The sequence below is a fragment of the Ruegeria sp. genome (genome assembly GCF_965243365.1).
GTDB lineage: Bacteria > Pseudomonadota > Alphaproteobacteria > Rhodobacterales > Rhodobacteraceae > Ruegeria.
The window spans coordinates 448,622-467,566 of the sequence record NZ_CBDEUW010000001.1 but is presented as its reverse complement, the minus strand read 5'-3'; the positions used below and the strand labels follow the sequence as shown (position 1 = coordinate 467,566).

Genomic DNA, 18,945 nt, shown 5'->3' with positions numbered 1-18,945 from the left:
CCCACATACATAGATGTGGCTAACAGGATGGCGGGCTAATTCAAAAAGGCGTTTAGGATGCCCAGTCTCGCTTCAGTATGTCCTTCCGCACCTTCCCAACGGCGCTGAGCGGCAGTTCAGGGACAATGCTGACGGACTTTGGACATTTGTATCCGGCAATCTGATGACGCGTGTGTTCGATTAACTCCGCTTCGTTCAGTTCGCACCCCTCGGAAGCCACGACATAGGCATGCACGGCCTCACCCCAACGGGGGTGGGGAATACCTATCACCGCCGCCAGTGATACCGACGGGTGTGTCGAAAGGGCGTTCTCCACTTCCGAACAGAACACGTTTTCTCCGCCAGACACGATCATGTCTTTTTTTCGATCAACTATGGATACAAACCCGTCCTTGTCCATGACTCCGATGTCACCCGACTTCAGCCACCCATCTACAATCGTCTCTCGCGTAAGCTGTTCCTGATTGTAATAACCCGTCATTATCCGATTGCCGCGAACCTGGATCTCGCCTGCTCGCCCCCGTGGCATTTCAATTCCATTCTCGTCTGCGATACGCAGATGAACCCCGTTCAGTGCCACCCCGACGGACGACAGTTTATCCCCGTCCGGCTTATGGGCACTTGGTGGCAGGAAACAGCAGGCCCCTCCCATTTCGGTTTGCCCGTAGCCCTGGCGAAACTCAGCATTTGGAAATGCCTTGAGCATACGCTTCAACAGGTCGGGTGTGATTGGCGCGGACCCGTAGACTGCGTTTACGACGTTTCGAAGCAAGGGCGACGGCTCTGGACCATAATCCATAAGATCGAGGTACATCGTCGGGACTAATGTCAGCGTATTAACGCCGAGCAGCTCGATGGCCGACAGAATGCTCTGCGGTGTAACTTGGTCGATAAAGACATGCGTTCCGCGCGCGTAAGAAATCGCGTGACCGATACCGCTGTCTGTCAAATGAAAATACGGGGCGGCGTGTAGATAGCTGTGGGAGGAATTGTAGGCAGCGGCGGACAACAAATCCTGGGTAACCGCGTGCAGGCAACCATAGGATAACTCTACTCCTTTAGGCCGCCCTGTCGTGCCCCCGGTGAAGTAAAGCGCAATCATGTCCGTTGCGGCGGAATGCACCGGCTCGACACCCGAGGATGTGAGCATCTGACCAATATCCGCCCCCTGCTCGCCGCCGTCCATCGCGATCAGGTTCAGGCCACCGATACTCCCTGCGATCGACAGCGCGCTGGCTGAATTCGCCCGGTCATATGCAAGGCCGCTAGCGCCGCTTTCTTTGACGATCTGGCACATTTCCGGCACCGAAAGCCTTGTGTTGATCGGCACAATCGGAACACCCGCCCAGAAAGACGCATAGGTTAGCTCCATATGAATTGGGCTGTTTCCGGCAAGGATCGCAAGGCGATCTCCGGGTTTACGACCAAGGCCGTGCAGGCCTGCGGCCAGTTTCGCCACCCTTTTGGCCGTCATGTCCCAGGATTGTTCGAAATGCGGTGATCTGATTGCGATGTCGTGCGGTGCTATCTGTGCAGCCCGCGCAATGGATAGGTGAACGCTCACAGAGAAATCTCCGTTAGGACGGCATTGCTATGTTGGTCTGGCTCCCCGGCCCGGTAAGGTCGGAGAGCTAGGTCTCTTGATGGTGTGATCAGCGCGCGCTGACGATATCGCCAAAGCGGACGATCTGCTCTCCGTCAAAGCGGGTCATCTGCATTTGCTCGACCGGGAAATAGTCATCCGCGCCGGTATTCGCGACGATACCGGGCAACATACCCCGCAGGCGGAAATCCTTTACACTGCGTGCCTGCTCCATGATGTTTTCGCGGGACAGATCGTCACCGGCCTGCTCAAGCACATGCTGCATGATGCTGCAGACGGACCAACCGTAGACATTCAACCAGCTGCTCACATCCCCCTCGGGATAGTAATCCGCCATAAACGTGCGCCATTCGTTCATTTCCGCATCATCCGCCCAGGCTGGATCGCCGGGATCTTTGAAGTAAGTGGCCGAGATAATGCCGATGGACCGCTCGATACCGGCTGGCTCAAAAACGGCTTTGATGTTGGCACTGTCCTGAGACACGATATGCGTCGGCTTCCAGCCGATATCGTCCATTTTCTTGATGGCCTGAGCCGCAAACTTGGTAATGGCGATGTCGACAAACAAATCCGCGCCACTGTCGGCCAGGTTGACGATCTGAGAGGAAATTGTCGGATCGGTCACCTCGTACGACTCGGTGGCCACCACCATTTCGTCGAACTTGTCACCCATGGCGCGCTTAAGCCCGATCAGGTAGTCCTTACCGTAGTCGTCGTTCTGATAGAGGATCGCGACCTTCGAATCCGGATGGTTGTCGAGGATATAGTTACCGTAGACACCTCCGAACACCTGGTTGTTGGGCGCGAAACCCATTGTCCACGGATACTTGTCAGGCTGACCCCATTTGGTGCTGCCGCTTCCCAAAAACAGGTGCGGTATTTCCTCCTTGTTCACGTATTCATGGATCGCTGAGTTGGTTGGCGTACCCATTGTGTTGAACAAAAAGGCGACCTCGTCCCGCTCGACCAAACGCCGGACCTGCTCCTTTGTTTTGGGTGGGCTGTACGCATCGTCGTAAGAGATGAAATTGATCATCCGTCCGTTAATGCCGCCATTATCATTGATCATTTTAAAACAAAGGCCAGCCGCTTTCTGACTTGTCGAATAAGGCGAGGCGGGGCCGCTATAAGCGGTGGTGTTACCGATTTTGATTTCTGTATCAGTCACACCGGGCATATCAGCCGCGAATGCAGAGTTTGCGACGACCACGGCGGCAACGGCACCGACGATGATTGAAGTTGGTCTTTTCATGAATTTTCCTCCTCTGAATTCACGACTAGATTTGGCTTCTTTTAAATTGGACAATTCTGCGCGGGCTATTTGCTTGGCTTGGCAAATCGCCGCACAAAGCTTTTCACCAAACCGGCAGCGCCATTTGGCATCAGGTGGACGGTCAGTATCAGGAAAACCCCGAAGGCAACCCAAACCAGAGCTTTGGAGCTTGGGTCACCATCAAAAACGGTATCAACCACGTTCTCCGAGAAGCTGGGCGCATACAGGATGAACATGGCCCCCAAAATGACACCCGGTATAGACGCAACCCCGCCCACAACCATCGCGATAAGCAACAGGATCGCGTGCAGGAACGTATAGCTTTCGGGGGCGACATACTCGACAACAATGGCGGACAATGCGCCGGCGATGCCGCAATACAACCCGCTCAATCCGAAAGTCAGGGATTTGACCATCGGGATGTTGACCCCCATGGTCGCAGCCGCAATCGGATTGTCGCGGATCGCGAGCATGGCGCGGCCAAACCGCGAGCGCACCAGATTCAGCGCAGCGATCAGAAGCAGAGCTCCGATCGCCAGGCTAAAGAAATAAAGCCATTGATCATCCGTCAGGAATTGTAATGGGGTCTCCACTCCATCAAGGCTGATCCCCTGCACACCGCCGGTCCAATGCTCAAGGTCGTCATGACGCAGCAGTTGCGGCACAGCAGTGGCCAACGCAAAAGTCGCCAGCGCCAAATAGATGCCCTCAAGCCGCGAAGCTGGCAGACCAAAGAGAAACCCGGCGACGAAACAGGTGAGACCGGCAATAGGGATCGTCCAGACGTACCCAATCTGCATATGGCTCATCAAAATGGCCGCCGTATAAGCACCGAACGCCATAAAAGCACTGTGACCAAGTGAGAACTGGCCATTATATCCGGTCAGAATGTTCAGGCCCAAAACGGCTATGGACAGATATATCACCTGCGTAAGCTGAAAGACCTGAAACCCCTTGAGGAAAAACGGCAACGTCAGAGCAATGACCAACGCCAATAGAATCGAAGCGCTCCGCAGCAGAGGAAGCCGCACCCCGAAAAGCACCAGGCGATTACTGGGGTCCTGCCGAAATTGCTTGTCCGCTGTGCCGGTGTCCGAGGGGGATTTGGCGTCTGACGAAACCATCGTGGGTGAATTATCGCTTAAAGTCATAACAAAACCCCAAGGTTAGACGCGCTTGACTACGGTACGGCCGAACAAGCCGTCAGGCTTGAAAATCAGAATGGTCACGATGACCAGCAAAGCGAATGTGAGTTTCAGTTCAGATCCGATGACGTATGTGCCGGCGAGGTTTTCCAGCACTCCGACCGAGAATCCTCCGATAACGGCGCCCACCGGGCTTGTCAGCCCGCCGACAACAGCCCCGGCAAAGCCATAAACCAGAATGCCCAGCATCATGTTCGGTTCCAGGAACACAATTGGCGCAATCATCATGCCCGCAACCGCTCCGATTGCGGCGGCAAGCCCCCAGCCGAAGGCCAGCATATGACCGACATTGATCCCAACAAGCCGCGCTGACACCGGCGCGGAGGCTGCCGCCCGCATGGCAAGCCCGACTCTGGTGTGCTGAAAGAACATGAAGATGGCCAGCAACATAAGCAGCGTCACCGCTACAACGCCAATCTCATGAGCGCCAATAAGCTTGGTTTCAAACGGCAACTTGTCCGGGAAGGGGCTTGGGAACTCACGGATCGTGAAATCCCACAGGAAGCCAGCCATCGCATTAAATATTTGGAACAAGGCGATAAAGACGACGATGTGACCCAAAACCGGGGCGTTGTGAATTGGCGCAAAAAGAGCGCGCTCAATCGCGACACCCCCCATGAACGAAAGACCAATCGTCAGGAAAAAGGCCGCCCAATAGGGAACGCCCATATCCATCAGTTGCCAGGCGATGTAACACGAGAACATCGCCATCTCACCCTGGGCAAAATTCACATGATCGATGGCCTGGTAAATCATCACCACAGCCAGTGCGATGCTGGCATAAATGGCCCCGGTCGCTAGCCCACTCAGCGTTTGTTGGAAAAAGAGTTCCATCGTAATCAGCCCATCCTCAATTCAATATCCCAGGTAAGAACGTCGGATGGCATCATCTCCACTGATCTCTGCCGATGTCCCGGATTTTACGATCTGCCCTGTCTCGAACAGGTAGGCATGGTTCGCCAGGCCCAACGCCAACCCGGCGTTTTGCTCGACAAGCAGCATCGTCACGTTTTCTTCTTCGTTAATTTTGCGAAGAATCTCAAAGAGCTCTTCCGTGATCAGCGGCGCCAATCCGAAGGACGGTTCGTCAAGAAGCATCAGCTTTGGGTTCAGCATCAGGGCGCGGCCGATTGCCAGCATCTGCTGCTCACCTCCTGACAAGGTGCCCGCCTGCTGATGCCGCCGTTCTTTCAATCGCGGAAAGTAGGAATATACACGCTCGATATCCCCTGCTGCTTCGCTGGCCTTTCGCGTGTAGCCGCCGAGCAAAAGGTTTTCTTCCGTCGTGACACGCACGATCGTTCCACGATCCTCGGGCACATGCGCAATGCCAGAGCGCACGATGGACTCGGTGGAACGGCCCGCAATTTCGGTTTCGTCGAACAGAATGGATCCTTTGGTCTTGATCATTCCGCATATGGCGCGAAGCGTAGAGGTTTTGCCTGCCCCGTTTGCACCCAAGATTGCAGTAATCTCGCCCTTATCCAGCGCAAAGCTGATGCCAAACAGAACCTGTATCTGCCCATAAAATGCGTCGAGGTTTCGAACTTCGAGAAACGGCATTAAGCTGAACTTCCAAGATAGGCCCGAATAACTTCGGGGTTGCGCTGAATATCCGAGGGCTTGCCCTCGCCGATCTTGCTGCCAAAATCGATTGCAACAACGGTGTCTGAAATGGACATGACCAGCCCCATATGGTGTTCGACCAACAGGATCGTCGTGCCCCTTTGTTCATTGATCTGCTTGATCAGATCCGCCAGCACATTCACTTCGTTGTGGTTCAGACCCGCGGCGGGTTCATCCAGCAAAAGAAGCTTTGGCTGGCTTGCCATGGCGCGCGCAAGCTCGACCTTTTTCTGAGTGCCGAACGGAAGGTCGCCAACCTCGACATACGCGACATCCTGCAACCCCAGATACTCAATCAGCTCCCAGGCAAGATCCTCGATCTGGCGTTCTTCCTGCCGGGACGCGGGCAAGCTCAACATCCCCGAAACGATGCCGCCCGAACTGCGGCAATGACAGCCGATCTTCACATTTTCGCTGACTGAAAGCGTGTTGAACAATGCAAGGTTCTGAAACGTCCGACCAATTCCCAGCGCAGCAATCTGATCGACCCGCGCCGACATAATGGATTGGCCTTCAAATTTGATATCGCCAGAATTCGGCACATAAAGACGGCTAAGGCAGTTGAACAGCGTGGTCTTTCCCGCCCCATTGGGGCCGATCAAACCTTGTATTTCACCCTCTTTCACATCGAACGAAACATCGTTCAGGGCAACGATTCCTCCGAATTTCACGGTGACGTTTTCTATTTGCAGCAAGCTTGATGAGTGCTGCCCTGCAACAGCCCCCGCAGGTGCGAGAGCCGTATCACCTATTGCCATCAGAGCCTCCCGTCCCCGATACAACTGTTACAGTTGCCAATTTTATTAATATATCTAGTGATTACATTTACCTGTCAATAATCTTTTCACAAGCGAGCTCTAACCCACGCCGCCGAAAATCCCAGAACGGAGAAATTCCTTTGAAAAGCAACTTGTCTTAACTACATGATATTTATGTTTTTTTAATAGAAATAGATTTGTCATGATATAAAAGCAGGGCTCACAAAAAATCCAATTTCCCCGCCCTAGTACGCGCGCCATCAAGGTGTCGGCATAAGTCGGGAATTTGCAATTCAGACAAGTTCATTTCAGTCTTCCAAGTTGAATTTATCGGGAATCGATAGCCGAAGGGAATAAATATCTATTGACTTATTTGTTTTCATAAGAGCAACCTTCGTCAATCTCTTACGGCATCGGAATGAGGTACTATCAATGATAAAAGTGTATGGATGCTCTGCACCTAATCCAAAAAAAATCAGCATCTTTTTAGAGGAAGCCGAAGTTCCATATGAGTATGTCGGGCTGAGCCTTTTCGAGAACGACAACCGGTCGCCGGAATACCTTGAGATCAATCCAAACGGCCGGTTTCCCGCCATCATCGACGATGACGTCGACGGCGAGCCTTTGATTATCTGGGAAAGCGGTGCCATCCTTGTCTATCTGGCCGAGAAATATGGCAAATTTCTTCCGACAGAGACCCGAAAACGCGCAGAGACGCTGAAATGGCTTTTCTGGCAGGTAAGCCACGCCCCTTACATTGGCAACGCGCATATGTACCGGATTTATGTGCCGGAACCGCGCGAGTATGAAATCAAGCGGTTCACGAACGAGACGGCCCGGCTGTATCGCCTGCTGGAAGACCACCTTGAGGATCGGGAATGGATGGCCGCCGACCAGTTCACCATTGCCGACATAACTTTGTTTCCATGGATTCAATACCACGAATGGCACGGCCAGCAACTTGAAGATTCGCCGAACATCCTGCGCTGGTTCGAACGGATGTCCGCACGTCCCGGCGTCGCGCGCGGGAAAGACATCCCCTACCCTGTATTCCAACACCCCCCGTCAGGCAAAGTCGACTACGACAAGCTTAACACCAAGATCGCGGCACGTCTGGCGGACCCACGCTATGCGCTCAAGCCGGATCCGGTTGCCTAAACCGCCCTCTTCATGACGTCAGGGAGGAACAGACGTGAATAACAAAATTGCAATTGTAACGGGGGGTTCCAGCGGCATTGGGCGGCTTATCTGCAACCGGCTGCGGGAACACGGCTGTGTTGTCTATGCCGCCGCTCTGGATGACGACCTGCTAGCGGAAGTCGCGGCCGATGGCATCCTGCCACTGGCCGTGGACACCACGGATACACAGCAGGTCAACAGCGCCGTTAGCCGGGTTCTACAGGAACAGGATCGCATCGACATCCTGATCAACGGCGCGTCAATTGCCACGCCGGGCGCAGTAGAATGTGTGCCGATTGACGATGTGCAGCGCCAGTTTGACATAAACGTCTTCGGCTATGGTCGCTTCATGCAGGCCGTCCTTCCGGCGATGCGCCGTCAGCGCTCGGGCCGTATCGTCAATATCTCATCAATCGCCGGTTTTCTATCGACACCGGTCTTTGGTTGGTATTCGGCTTCCAAATTCGCGATCGAAGGGGTCAGCGATGCGCTGCGGATGGAGGTTGCTCAGTTCGGAATTGATGTCGTTTTGATTCAACCGGGTCTTATCGACACTCCGTTTCTGGCAAAACAGGCCAAAGAGATGAGCAGGATCGATCATCCTGCCGACTACGACGAGGTGGTCAACGCGCTGGAACGACTGACTCGCGGCGGTATGGACCCCAACTTCGTCGCCAAAGAGGTCACCCGAACCGCAATCATGACCAATCCGCCCATTCGTCTTCAACTGCCGCGTGAGCCGCTTGAATACAGCGAAATTCGCAGGACTCAGGGCGACAAAGCACTGGACGACCGTCTCCGCCGCGACCTGAGACTTTAACATTCCCAGAGGACCAATTGATATGACCGCCCAAGCTGAAATTCTCGAATTAATGAACAAATACAGCTATTATATTGATCGCGGCGAATTTGACGCGTTTGCAGAACTCTTCACCCATGGCGCCTGGATCGGGGCCAGCGGACCCGCCTTCGAAGGCAGAGAGGGCGTCCGCAGCTTTCTTGACAACATCATCCTCTACGACGGCGAAGTCAAAACCCGGCACGTGGCAAGCAACATTCAGATCGAGGTGGACGAAGAAAACGGCACAGCCACCGCGCAAAGCTACATGACCATCTTCCAGGCCACTAAGGCTCTACCCCTGCAGGTGATTTTCTCTGGCCATTACTTTGATGAGTATGAGCGAATTGACGGCGCATGGGCCTTTCGAAAGCGCGAGATCAAGCACCCCCTGTTTGGAGATCTGACGCATCACCTCGACTTCGGCTATCTCAAGAAAAAGTCCCTGGCATGAAGACCAACACCGACTACTTTCGGCGCAAACAACCGTTCAAGGACGGGTTCGCGGGCAAGACGGCGGTGATTTTGGGGGCCGCTTCCGGTATCGGCTACGCACTGGCCGAAGCCCTTGTTGACCAAAACGTGAAATTGATTATCGGAGATATTGACGAAGCAGCCCTGAACCAAGCGCGCGACGCCCTGATAGCGCGCGGAGGCAATGTCACCGCCATTTGTTGCGACGTGACCAGCAAAGAGCAGATCGAGGCCTTTGCCAACCAAGCATTTGACAGGCTCGGTGAGGTCAATCTGCTTTTCAACAATGCAGGCGTCATGGCACCAACTCTGCCCTTTGTTAAGGTCAGCGAGGATGTTCTAAGGTGGGTTTTTGAGGTCAATGTTTTTGGTGCCTGGAATGTTTGCTCGACCTTCACGCGCAGGCTGCTCAAACAATCGGCATCCGCGCATATCGTGAACACGGCGTCCGAGCAAAGCGTATGTGCGTCCGCCCCGTTTTTCAGCGTATATGCAGGTGCCAAGGCAGCCGTCACAGGGTTTTCCGGTATTCTGCGCATGGAGCTTCCCGACCATATCGCACTCAGCGTTCTTTGCCCCGGTCTGGTGAAGACCAAACTCATCAAAAGCCCCGGAAACCGTCCTGAACAATTCGGCGGCCCGATCAAAAGCGTCGTCGAGGCTTTTGAGATCGGCATGCAACCGGCAGAAGTCGCGCGGCGTTGCCTAAAGGGCATCCAACGGGGCGACTACTACATCTTTACTCACTACAGCACAAAATACGTGGCCGAAGAGCAATCGAACGAAATTGTCAGATCGCTGACCGAGCAAACCGCCGCGCATCCAGAGTGGGAAGCCTGGGACATGCGGCGGATCATCACGGAAAGCCTGAACTCATGACAGAAATCGACAACTGGGCCCGCGACATGTTCAAGGCAATGGACGCAGGAGATTTCGATGCGCTTCGAAACTACTTGGCCGACAACCTTCGTTTTAGAATGGCGAATTTCCCTGTGGCAGAAGGATACGATGCGTTCCAGACCGGAGCAGAGGCAAACAAGAAGTTCGTCAAGCAGTTCCGGCATGACATTTTGGGAATTTGGACAGGCACCTGGGCCCACGGCGATGTGATCGCAATCGAAGCAGACGTGACCTACGACCTTTTAGACGGTCGGCGCATTGTTCTACAGGCCACCAGCACAATTCGCCGCCAATCAAGCAAAGCGGTCGACTATCGGGTATTTATGGACCCGTCGCCACTTTATGAAAGCCGGCCGACAGAATAGGAGATCGCTGCCGTGTATCCCAAAACACTTTTCCTGCGATATCGGCAACCCTTCCAACCCATCTTTCTACTGAGGCAAAGGCTCTGCAAGTCCGCGCTCTGCTATTCCTTATGCTCTGGTAAAAAGCCCGTTTGCCACGGCGTCAGACCATGCCGGGGCCATCACGATCGGTGCAAGTGCTTGTGCGCTCCCGCCTCCTGAGTTCACGAACGCCACCAAGCGACCCTGAAACGCGCGCCAACAATCCTTGGCTCCGTCAAGCACCGTGGCCTCTGTCGGAGTATGGTCGTAGGCTCGATCCGCAGCCCTAATGATAAACGAGTGGCTTCCATCGCCGTTCGCCTGCAAAAGGAACTCACGGTTTCCGGCAACAGGATGCGTTCCGACGATAATACTGCCAATGGTTACAGTGGAAAAACGCCAGCTCATGTTGGTGGCGCCGCTTAAGACAACTGCGCCTCGCTCAAGCTCCAAACCCCAGGCTTTGATCCCAAACAGGTGCATGCCACCAAGCGGCGGCACACTGGACTGTGTCCACTCTGTGCCATCCGTCGCAATATGAGGCCGAAACTCGGCAATTGAGCTATCAAAGAAGGATCCGAAGTTATTTCGAATGGCATCATAGAGATTTTGCGCGCCGCCAGCGCCTGGTCCTGATGTTGGTAGACTTGAAATTCTGATTTCATACTTGTCGAGATTCAAAGTGGGCTTTTGGGCGCTTTCAATCCTCTGCACCTCCCAAACCAGCGGGGGCCGCCCGCGGCCTGTTCTTAATGCTTCAAGCGCGGCCTGATCTGGCAGGTAATTCGTTAGATCTCGCCATTCTTCCCAAGGCGTTTGGGCTTTGACTGGCGAGCCGGAGAACAGTGTTGCTGCGACACCACCTGCGATTAAACTTCTACGATCCAATGTCATTTTTACCTATCCCTCAAAGATTGTCAGAGAACTGAATTCTTGTTTGCACGCCTTAAGCATAGCAAGATTTTTTCGATTGGTGGGTCGCCAGGCCCGGTGTTGCGTCGGGCCAGTTTGTATTGCTGCATCTTTCAGTTAGTCGGCCCATTCGTTTGTTGTTGGCAGCTTACTCCAAATTCCCGAGGTTCAAAATGGCGCTGAAGCGTGGACCAGCCTCTTGCAACTGGTTTTGCCAAGCAGCATCCGTTGCACTGGCCAACGGTTCTTCGGCATAGCTTGCAGGGCGAAAGTGCTCGATTTCTTCGACCAACAGGCGGAGGTTTCCCCGGGAAGCTGTATCTTCTGCGTCTGCTCCAAAACCAACTGTGTACTCTTTTAGATCAATGGTATGACGCCAACGCGCCAACGGATCGGTAAGGCGTTCCGGACTTACCAACACGTTGTCAGCATGCAATGCATCAGACGCATCTTCATTTGCGCCAATGGTATTAACGTTGATCACGTCGCGCCGTCTGAGCAGAACTCTCTGCGTTTCGCCTGCATTGGCTACTTCGCGAAACAATGTAAGCCTCATTGCGGGCTGACATGTCAGTGCCGACAGATCGACGCCGCGCAGCGGCTCTGCGCCAGATAATGCCGCAATCGGCTTGCGTTCTTTCGGCGCGGCCCCTGTCATTTCGACTGTGATACGCCCGGTGCCGTTTTTGCGCGCATAAACAGATCGGGCACTGAGAGGCTGTGCCCATTGGACAACCGGTCTCGAACACCGCAATTCCGGAATGCTGTTCGGCTGATAACGGACAAGGCCCAGACGAACGAAGCCCTCCGGCGCCATCGGCGCATCCAGTGTAACGTCTATGTACCATTCCTCGCGCTCCACATCGAAGCGCGGCTCGTAAACAGCCAATGCGACGCGCATGGGCGACACTTTGGACTGCTCGGCCTGGCCAGGGTCGGACCCTTCGTCATCAAGCGGCATGAGCACGTTTTCCACCATTCGCGCGCGCCGGATATCTGAACGATCGCGCATCAGGTCAGCAATGGCAGAGGGCGGAAGAACGGCTTCTTTTTCGATCCCTCCTCGCACCGGGTCGCTGCCACGACGAGAAACGAATTTGCCGCCAGGCCCAAGATCATCATCATTGAAGAAATAGCTCTCGTCCCCAAGGTTATCGAGGTCGACCCGCCGGTCAGGATCGCCCGGATGGTGACCTGGTACAGGCACAGAGTTGTCAAATCGTTTTTCCACACCGTCATAGATCGGCGGCCACAACACAACGCCAACAGCTTCACCTTCGCCGCTGGAAAACCATTCCCGACCCAGCGGAATGCGTAGCGACGAATGCCGTTTGTGATAAATCCATGGCCTGCGATCTGTAGCATCCGGGCTTACTTCCGTTTCCAAAAGGGGCATCGGTGCCTTTGCGTCCGGCTTTGCAGGACGGATCGTGGCTGGAAGGACGATCTCGGACTCGTCTGACAGGTTTTTCTGGTGTCTGGCTGGGACAACCTGACCAGTTATCTGGGCACCCACATCGTAGATGCGACCCTCACCTTTGGTCCAGGGGTCGTTACTCCGCGCTACGCGGGATGCTGTACGCATGTCTTCCAGCGTTCGGGACAATGCGTTGACGCGGACGGTCATACGCCGCGCCTTGCCATCGGGAAAAATGTGCCGATGTGCCTCGCGCGCGCCCTCGGGCAGATCCCCAAAGAAGAGGGCCCGCAAGTCCAACAAGCCGCCAGGAAGCGTTCGGGGCAACCCTTCCACGCGGAGCAGCGTTACTTTCGCCGGGGTGAATCGGACACTACCATCGCGACTGACTTTGAAGCCAAACAGGTCCTCGGCACTGCGATAGCGAATTTGGTTTGCGCTGTCTCGCAACTCGTTCCCGTCCAGCCCACGGAGTGGTGGCCAGGTGCCCTTGCGCCGATGCGCCAGTGATCGTTGGCGATTGACATCATCAAAGGCAGAACTGCCAGGCAGGGTGACATCAGCTACAATCTCTACGATATCATTCCCACTGGTGTTGAAGGGAACCGTCCCGTCCAGAACGAGATGTGCAGAGCCGGGTGCACAGACTGCCAGAGGTGCGTGCAGGGAACCATCTAAGTTGGCAGGCCGCGCAGCGCGCACCGGGCGGGGGCTCGGAATCTGATCGATCGCCAGGTCAGGCACGGGTGGCAACACTGACGCCTGAGGTTCCGCGGGCTGTGCAGGGCGCAGTGCCACGGGCTGCTCTGGCATGCGATTTGTGGCATGAACCGCCTCCAACGTGGTCAGTCCGCAAATCTCGGGGAGTGGCGAGCGTTCAAGAAAAGTGGTCACTGCGCGGCCTAAAATCTTGAGCGTGCGGTTCGACGGCGTCTCGACCCCACCGGGTCCGATAAAACAAACGGCATCGGTCGGCTTAACCGCAATCTTCCCGAGCGCCTCTTCAGCCGCCAAGAGCGCATCCACAAAGGCTTGAGGCATGGTGTCTTTGGCGCCCAGAAAAAGCGCCTCATCCTCTGTGGCATTTTCGTCTATCTTACGCCCCGCAGCGCCAAGCCGTACGCCCAGTGACTGAATCAGCGCATGCTCCCGCGCAAGCAAGTCGTCGTCCGGCAATGCCCAAACGTCAATTTCCACGGCTTCACCCGCCCGCAGTTCAAGTCGTAATTCAAGCGCTGGGAAATGACGGTTACGCCCAACAAACCCATCACCCGATGCATCCGAGTTAAGCCAGTTCAGCTTGGCGTCAGGTCCTACAATAACCAGATCGCTCAGCTTCTTGGGGGCCGTGCGTGATGCCCCGCCAGAGATCACGCTAGTAACCACCACGGGAACTTGTGAAAAGACCGAGCCCTCTTCGTCGGTCACATCCGCGACGTTGTAGACAAGGGGTCCGCCATCCAGATAGCAGTCTTCGCCCTTCATCCGGATGCCAAAGGCAAGCCGTCGGGCAAGTGGATCGGCATAATAGCGGTTCAGCCTTTTTTCGTCCCGTCGGCGGCTGAGAACCTGTCCGTTTAACTCATTTGGACGCTTCAAGATGGCGTCACCAAGTTTCAACGTGTCGGATGCAAGTTCGGCATTGGGAACGTCCGTGTAGGTGCGGGTATCGAGAACACTTTGATTGCCAATCCCGCGCTGCAGGTTGGTACGTGCAACGATAAGGTTTTCGCGGTCCCTTGGATCGCGCTGAGCCGCCAGCGTACCCTTTTCACCTATCAGCGCGCGCGCGCCGGTCATCCCGCGAAAATCACCCTTGGTTCTATCGGTGGAGACGTCATCAAACACTCCGTGCCATTCGGCGCAGTCGAAAGGAAGACTGGGTGCCATGACGACGCGATGACATATCTCAGGGGTGCCCCTTGCCTCCATACGCGCATCATACTCAGGCTTGTCATCGCCTCCGGTTGGCCCCAAAGAGCGAAGAACCATCCGCGGGCCCGTATCAAACCCCATGGGACCGGCCGCTATAAAGGGAAAGGGGTTCCGACGCGTCCCGCCTTTGTCCAATTGTTCTCCTTTGCTACGCAGGGCATGGCCTAGGGGCAACGCAAATTGCGGAGCGGCAATCTTTTCGTGGCGTAGGAAACGGAAGAACGGCCAAACAATCGACGCACCCGGCTTGGATTGCGCCGCGGGCGCAGGATAATAGGCCGGTGCCTCATCGGATTTGGGGCGCGCGGGTAAGCTCTCGACCGGGCGCGAGATACCGCCGGAATACACAGCCGCCAATGCAAAACGGTAAGGAACGCCAAAGCGCAAAGTATCCAGGCTGTTGTCCGGCAATTTGTGCGTACGCCCGAACGCCTGCACATCGCTCGCTGCCTGGTCGAGTGATGTAATGTCAACACCCATGGGCGAGCCATCCCATGTCGTGAACGCTTCATCAACGACCGCTTCCTGGTCGGCTGCGGCCGTGGGTAGCAGACGAGAGGGTGTCGTCAGGTAACCAGCCTCTAAGGTATCGCGCAGACGCGCCATGGATGGCGCAGCAAAAACGGCTTGGATCAAACCCTGGACGGCCGCGCGCTGCGAACCGGACGTTCCATAGTCGATGTCTCTCTCCGTCAGAAGGGACCAGCGTGTCTTACTCCCGTTTTCGACAGGAACGCCGACGATCGGCCGAACACCGGTCGTCAAATCATCGGCATCGAGGACAACATCCCGATGATTGGGCAGGGCATTTAGTCGTCCGTCACGCCGCGCCAAGCGGACAGCCATGTCTGTTCCCGAGGAGCGGGTCAAAAGTGTTAGCCCCCCAGTAAGGTATTTGGCCCCCAAGCTCAGATCATCCGCTTCGGGCAGCGGGTCTGTCGGAAGCGGATTGTTGCCGTCGGTGATATCGGGCTTGCGTGGATCGCTTGAATCGACATTCGCTTGCCGCGCCAGGCGGCGTTGCATTTCCGCTTCGGTCGCAGTGCGCAGCTCAAGGCTGGTAAGATCGAAGCGCGGCAGATCAGCCCCTACCCCGCATGCCCCTTGAGACAGCGCCATAAGGCCGTGGGATTGACGCGGCACGCCTTGGCCACCTTCGCCGCCGCGCCCCAGAAAAGCCGCTCGTTCCGTCGCAGGCCAGAACTTCACCTCCTTCCCGTGATCGGCAATCTCGAGCAGCGTCCAGGTCGCCCCTTGCCCGGTGAGAGGTGTTTCGCGCTCTTCCTCGGTCAATTCGCCAATCTGCGCGGCGACCAGGTAAAACCCATCGGAAAGACCTGCAAAATCTGTCTGGGAAAGTTCGATGTCAACGCTCAAACCAAACAGGCGTGACAGCACCGGATCGGATCTTAGGCTTGCATAGCGCTGGACGATCGCCTTTTCCGTCAGCGGTGGCGCCGCTTTGTCTGGAACTCCCACAGGCGCACCGGTATCTGTAGCCGCGTCGGGATATTGCGGCCAACTTGCATAGTGATGTGCAGCGCAAGCACGCTCCATGGCCGCTTCCCGCGCGGTTTCATCCAGAACGGTTTCGCCGCATAGCTGGGTCACGGGCTCGGCGTCTTTTGCATCGCACAGTCCGTCTTCAAGCCGCTTTTGCTCGTCACAATACGCCTGTGCTGCCGCTTTTCGCCCGTCAGACAGCCGCTCTGACAGGGCTGATCTCTCCCGTTGCTTAAGAACCTTCCGCAATTGCGACATGACCTCATCCTGAGGATTTCCCGGCGGCCCCCACAGAGCGGAAATGTCCAGTTCAACACCCAAGACCTTTTTGACCTGTTTCGAGGTCGGTGCCTTCGGCGCGTCCAATAGCTCACGGATTTTTTCGAATTTTCTGTCGCGGTTCAACGCGTTGCGCCGCGCTTCCTCTGCTGTCCAATGTTGCTTGGACGGCTCACAGAATTCCTGCAGAGACAGGCACAGCTCTTGCGTGCGCTGTTGATCAAGAGCAAGCGCCAGATCGCCATGGGGTACCGAGACAATCGCGGCAATACCCGCGCTGTCTTCGGCAGAGCGCGGCGGTATCTGCCCATCCTGGCCAAGCTCGTCCAGTGGAAGTTCGGCCACAGCGCCGGTTCCATCCTGCATGGATGATCCGCCCATCACGCCCTTGTTGGCCTGCGAATTTTTCAACGCCAAGGCGAGGTCGGACCACGTGCCTTCAGGCGCGCGCTCTTTCGATGCGCCAACACTATCCGGGGCATCATAACGATGATCCGGCAAAGCTCCGGCTTTCGATAAGAGAGTACTCCACAGAACTGCCGCATCTGCTTGGGCGGCACCGCTCTGTTGAGGTAAACCAAGCGCGCGGGCTTCGTAGTGCACTTCGTTTTCCGCAGCCGGTTGCGGCGAAAGCTGCGGGTCGTCGTCATTAACCCAAGTTCCGCACTTTTTTGCTGAAATCGGTCGAAATTGCCGCTTTCTGGCCGGTAAAGCGTTGATTTTGTTGAGGTGAGTTTCTGGATTTTCGAAGTGGTGCCATAATGTGCTTCCTGAGGGCTTTTCGGGATTCCCAGTGGGGTGCAGCGGTCCTAATGTAGGAACATGTTTATTCGTGAGACCCTGACCCGCCGCCGCGCTGACAAATGCTACCGATCCGTCCGGTTGGTCGAGAATTTTAGAACGGGCCGCAAGGTGCAACAAAAGACGCTCCTGAACCTCGGAGCAGCCTTTCCGATCCCCAAATCGCAGTGGCCCGAACTGGTCGAACTCGTTCAGGCGGGGATTACGGGAGAAACGCCTCTGTTCGATCCTGAACCGGAATTGGCGACAATGGCGGATACCATTGTGCAGAAGTTGCGCAGCCGCGCGTTGGTCCAGTCGGCGGCCGAGGCCCTGGATGGCGGCACAGCAAATATCCGTCTCGACAGCATACAGATTGAAGACGCGCGGTCTGTGGGCTGTGAGCGACTTGCCCTGGCCGCTCTGGAGGCTCTGGGCTTTCTTGGGGTGCTCAAGAATGTCGGCCTGTCGGATCGAGACGCCCGGATCGCCATGGCGCTGGTGATTGCGCGCATGGTGCATCCCGCCAGCGAACGGGAGACTTTGCGATGGTTGGAGACCAACAGTGCCACGTTTGAACTTCTGCGCCTCAATACCGGGCCGGCGCTCTATCTCGACAAGCTGTATCGTCTCAGTGACGGTCTGGTCAAACACCACGAGGCCATCGAAGACGCGCTGTTTGACCGTCAGCGCACGTTGTTCGGCAGTTCCGGTGCGGTGATCTTCTATGACCTGACCAACACCTACATGACCGGGCGTCCAGCGTCCGATCTGGCCAGGTTCGGACGCTCCAAGCAGAAACGGAACGACTGCCCTCTTGTCACGCTCGCGATGGCCACCGACGAGGGCGGCTTCCCGCGCCGCTCCAGCGTTCTGCCCGGCAATGTCAGCGAACCCGGCACGCTGTTCGAGGCGCTGGACAGCCTTGCCACACCGGAGGACAAGGACAAGCCCACGGTCATCATGGATGCAGGCATCGCTACCGAAAACAACCTCGCCGAACTGCGCAACCGGGGCTATCATTGGATCACGGTCAGGCGGGGTGGGGTCAAGCCGGATCAGGCGGATGCTGCAGGCGCGCGGGATCCTGATGCAACGATCGAGACCAGATCGGGGCATGAGGCGCGGATCTGGAACCTGTCCCACGAGCCTGAGAACGAAGCGCAACTCTGCATCTGGAGCCAGGCGCGACAGGAGCGTGATGAAGCCATTCTGGCCAAGAAGCGGGACGCCTTTGAGGCAGAACTTACCGCCTTGCACGACGGCTTGAGCAAGCCGCGCTCCGTCAAGACATACGACAAGGTTCTGGAGCGGCTCGGGCGTTTGCGGGAACGCTACGCTATGGTCAATCAGCATTATGACATCCGCGTCACAAAGGGTTCGGATGGCAAGGCCAGCGCGGTGACATGGGTACCCAATGCGGCATTCAATACACGCGATGCCCGCGCGGGCCTCTATGTGCTGCGCACCAGCCACACGGAATGGGGCCTTGAGAAGACGGTGCGCACCTACTGGCGTTTGACCGAACTCGAAGCGACGTTTGAGACGCTCAAGTCTGAACTCGGCTTGCGCCCGATCTGGCACCAACTGTCCAGGCGGATCGAGGGCCATCTGTTCATCGCGGTGCTGGCGCTGTACGGCGTCAATGTCATCCGGACCCGTCTCGCTGCGCAGGGGGTCCACGACAGTTGGGCCTCTGTGCGCAACAAGCTCGGTCGCTGGCAGCGGGCCACCACGTCCTTCACCTCCGTCGACGGCGCACGGATCGAGGTCAGAACGGACGCTCGGCCAGACCCGGTGGCGGCAGGGGTTGCGAAGGCGGCGGGCGTACCATACGCGCTTGAAAGGCGTATCCGGAAACTGAAAAACCCGTAACG

At 56.2% G+C, this 18,945-nt stretch carries 14 protein-coding genes; 6 read left to right on the top strand and 8 right to left on the bottom strand.

Translation table 11 applies throughout. The annotated features are described in order from the left end of the window. Nucleotides 1–52: 52 nt before the first annotated feature. From ACP0GE_RS02115 to ACP0GE_RS02090, 6 genes are all read right to left on the bottom strand, one after another. Complete coding sequence (locus ACP0GE_RS02115) at nt 53–1,564, bottom strand: class I adenylate-forming enzyme family protein (protein WP_424830350.1); 1,512 nt, start codon at nt 1,562–1,564, stop codon at nt 53–55. A gap of 88 nt (nt 1,565–1,652) precedes the next feature. Continuing rightward, nucleotides 1,653–2,855 (bottom strand): ABC transporter substrate-binding protein, encoded by a 1,203-nt coding sequence (locus tag ACP0GE_RS02110; RefSeq protein WP_424830349.1) that lies wholly within the window; start codon nt 2,853–2,855, stop codon nt 1,653–1,655. A gap of 65 nt (nt 2,856–2,920) precedes the next feature. Beyond that, nucleotides 2,921–4,027 (bottom strand): branched-chain amino acid ABC transporter permease, encoded by a 1,107-nt coding sequence (locus ACP0GE_RS02105; protein WP_424830348.1) that lies wholly within the window; start codon nt 4,025–4,027, stop codon nt 2,921–2,923. A 15-nt stretch (nt 4,028–4,042) separates the two neighbouring features. Then, nucleotides 4,043–4,915: a branched-chain amino acid ABC transporter permease gene (locus ACP0GE_RS02100; protein ID WP_424830347.1), complete on the bottom strand. Its 873-nt coding sequence runs from the start codon at nt 4,913–4,915 to the stop codon at nt 4,043–4,045. Between the two features lie 21 nt (nt 4,916–4,936). Beyond that, entirely contained in the window at nt 4,937–5,644 is a 708-nt protein-coding gene (locus ACP0GE_RS02095) for an ABC transporter ATP-binding protein (protein WP_424830346.1), read from the bottom strand. After that, a complete protein-coding gene (locus tag ACP0GE_RS02090) occupies nt 5,644–6,465 on the bottom strand; it encodes an ABC transporter ATP-binding protein (RefSeq protein WP_424830345.1) in 822 nt (273 codons plus the stop codon). The genes ACP0GE_RS02095 and ACP0GE_RS02090 overlap by 1 nt, the downstream gene beginning before the upstream one ends. Nucleotides 6,466–6,897: 432 nt before the next feature. Between ACP0GE_RS02090 and ACP0GE_RS02085 the strand changes: the two genes are divergently transcribed. The 5 genes from ACP0GE_RS02085 to ACP0GE_RS02065 are packed head-to-tail and all read left to right on the top strand — an operon-like array spanning nt 6,898 to nt 10,221. Then, nucleotides 6,898–7,623: a glutathione S-transferase family protein gene (locus ACP0GE_RS02085; RefSeq protein WP_424830344.1), complete on the top strand. Its 726-nt coding sequence runs from the start codon at nt 6,898–6,900 to the stop codon at nt 7,621–7,623. Between the two features lie 34 nt (nt 7,624–7,657). Beyond that, a complete protein-coding gene (locus ACP0GE_RS02080) occupies nt 7,658–8,464 on the top strand; it encodes an SDR family NAD(P)-dependent oxidoreductase (protein ID WP_424830343.1) in 807 nt (268 codons plus the stop codon). A 22-nt stretch (nt 8,465–8,486) separates the two neighbouring features. Then, on the top strand, nt 8,487–8,936 hold the full coding sequence (locus tag ACP0GE_RS02075) for a nuclear transport factor 2 family protein (protein ID WP_424830342.1): 450 nt from the start codon (nt 8,487–8,489) through the stop codon (nt 8,934–8,936). Next, the gene (locus tag ACP0GE_RS02070) at nt 8,933–9,835 is read left to right on the top strand and encodes an SDR family NAD(P)-dependent oxidoreductase (protein ID WP_424830341.1); all 903 of its coding nucleotides are present in this window, start codon (nt 8,933–8,935) and stop codon (nt 9,833–9,835) included. The genes ACP0GE_RS02075 and ACP0GE_RS02070 overlap by 4 nt, the downstream gene beginning before the upstream one ends. Next, the gene (locus ACP0GE_RS02065; RefSeq protein WP_424830340.1) at nt 9,832–10,221 is read left to right on the top strand and encodes a nuclear transport factor 2 family protein; all 390 of its coding nucleotides are present in this window, start codon (nt 9,832–9,834) and stop codon (nt 10,219–10,221) included. Before ACP0GE_RS02070 ends, ACP0GE_RS02065 begins: the two co-directional genes overlap by 4 nt. A 108-nt stretch (nt 10,222–10,329) precedes the next feature. On the opposite strand, the gene ACP0GE_RS02060 is transcribed toward ACP0GE_RS02065, so the two are convergent. Both ACP0GE_RS02060 and ACP0GE_RS02055 read right to left on the bottom strand, forming a co-directional pair. Further along, a complete protein-coding gene (locus tag ACP0GE_RS02060; protein WP_424830339.1) occupies nt 10,330–11,136 on the bottom strand; it encodes a hypothetical protein in 807 nt (268 codons plus the stop codon). Nucleotides 11,137–11,302: 166 nt separating this feature from the next. Continuing rightward, nucleotides 11,303–16,891: a hypothetical protein gene (locus ACP0GE_RS02055; RefSeq protein WP_424830338.1), complete on the bottom strand. Its 5,589-nt coding sequence runs from the start codon at nt 16,889–16,891 to the stop codon at nt 11,303–11,305. A 219-nt stretch (nt 16,892–17,110) separates the two neighbouring features. Here ACP0GE_RS02055 and ACP0GE_RS02050 point away from each other — a divergent pair, with 219 nt between their 5' ends. After that, nucleotides 17,111–18,943 (top strand): IS1634 family transposase, encoded by a 1,833-nt coding sequence (locus tag ACP0GE_RS02050; protein ID WP_424830302.1) that lies wholly within the window; start codon nt 17,111–17,113, stop codon nt 18,941–18,943. Nucleotides 18,944–18,945: the final 2 nt, after the last annotated feature.

Excerpts from the sequence above, each read along its gene's own strand:
- ACP0GE_RS02110 (WP_424830349.1), bottom strand. The coding sequence starts at position 2,855 with ATGAAAAGACCAACTTCAATCATCGTCGGTGCCGTTGCCGCCGTGGTC.
- ACP0GE_RS02105 (WP_424830348.1), bottom strand. The coding sequence starts at position 4,027 with ATGACTTTAAGCGATAATTCACCCACGATGGTTTCGTCAGACGCCAAA.
- ACP0GE_RS02050 (WP_424830302.1), top strand. The coding sequence starts at position 17,111 with ATGTTTATTCGTGAGACCCTGACCCGCCGCCGCGCTGACAAATGCTAC.
- ACP0GE_RS02095 (WP_424830346.1), bottom strand. The coding sequence starts at position 5,644 with ATGCCGTTTCTCGAAGTTCGAAACCTCGACGCATTTTATGGGCAGATA.
- ACP0GE_RS02085 (WP_424830344.1), top strand. The coding sequence starts at position 6,898 with ATGATAAAAGTGTATGGATGCTCTGCACCTAATCCAAAAAAAATCAGC.
- ACP0GE_RS02070 (WP_424830341.1), top strand. The coding sequence starts at position 8,933 with ATGAAGACCAACACCGACTACTTTCGGCGCAAACAACCGTTCAAGGAC.
- ACP0GE_RS02100 (WP_424830347.1), bottom strand. The coding sequence starts at position 4,915 with ATGGAACTCTTTTTCCAACAAACGCTGAGTGGGCTAGCGACCGGGGCC.
- ACP0GE_RS02090 (WP_424830345.1), bottom strand. The coding sequence starts at position 6,465 with ATGGCAATAGGTGATACGGCTCTCGCACCTGCGGGGGCTGTTGCAGGG.
- ACP0GE_RS02060 (WP_424830339.1), bottom strand. The coding sequence starts at position 11,136 with ATGACATTGGATCGTAGAAGTTTAATCGCAGGTGGTGTCGCAGCAACA.
- ACP0GE_RS02065 (WP_424830340.1), top strand. The coding sequence starts at position 9,832 with ATGACAGAAATCGACAACTGGGCCCGCGACATGTTCAAGGCAATGGAC.
- ACP0GE_RS02075 (WP_424830342.1), top strand. The coding sequence starts at position 8,487 with ATGACCGCCCAAGCTGAAATTCTCGAATTAATGAACAAATACAGCTAT.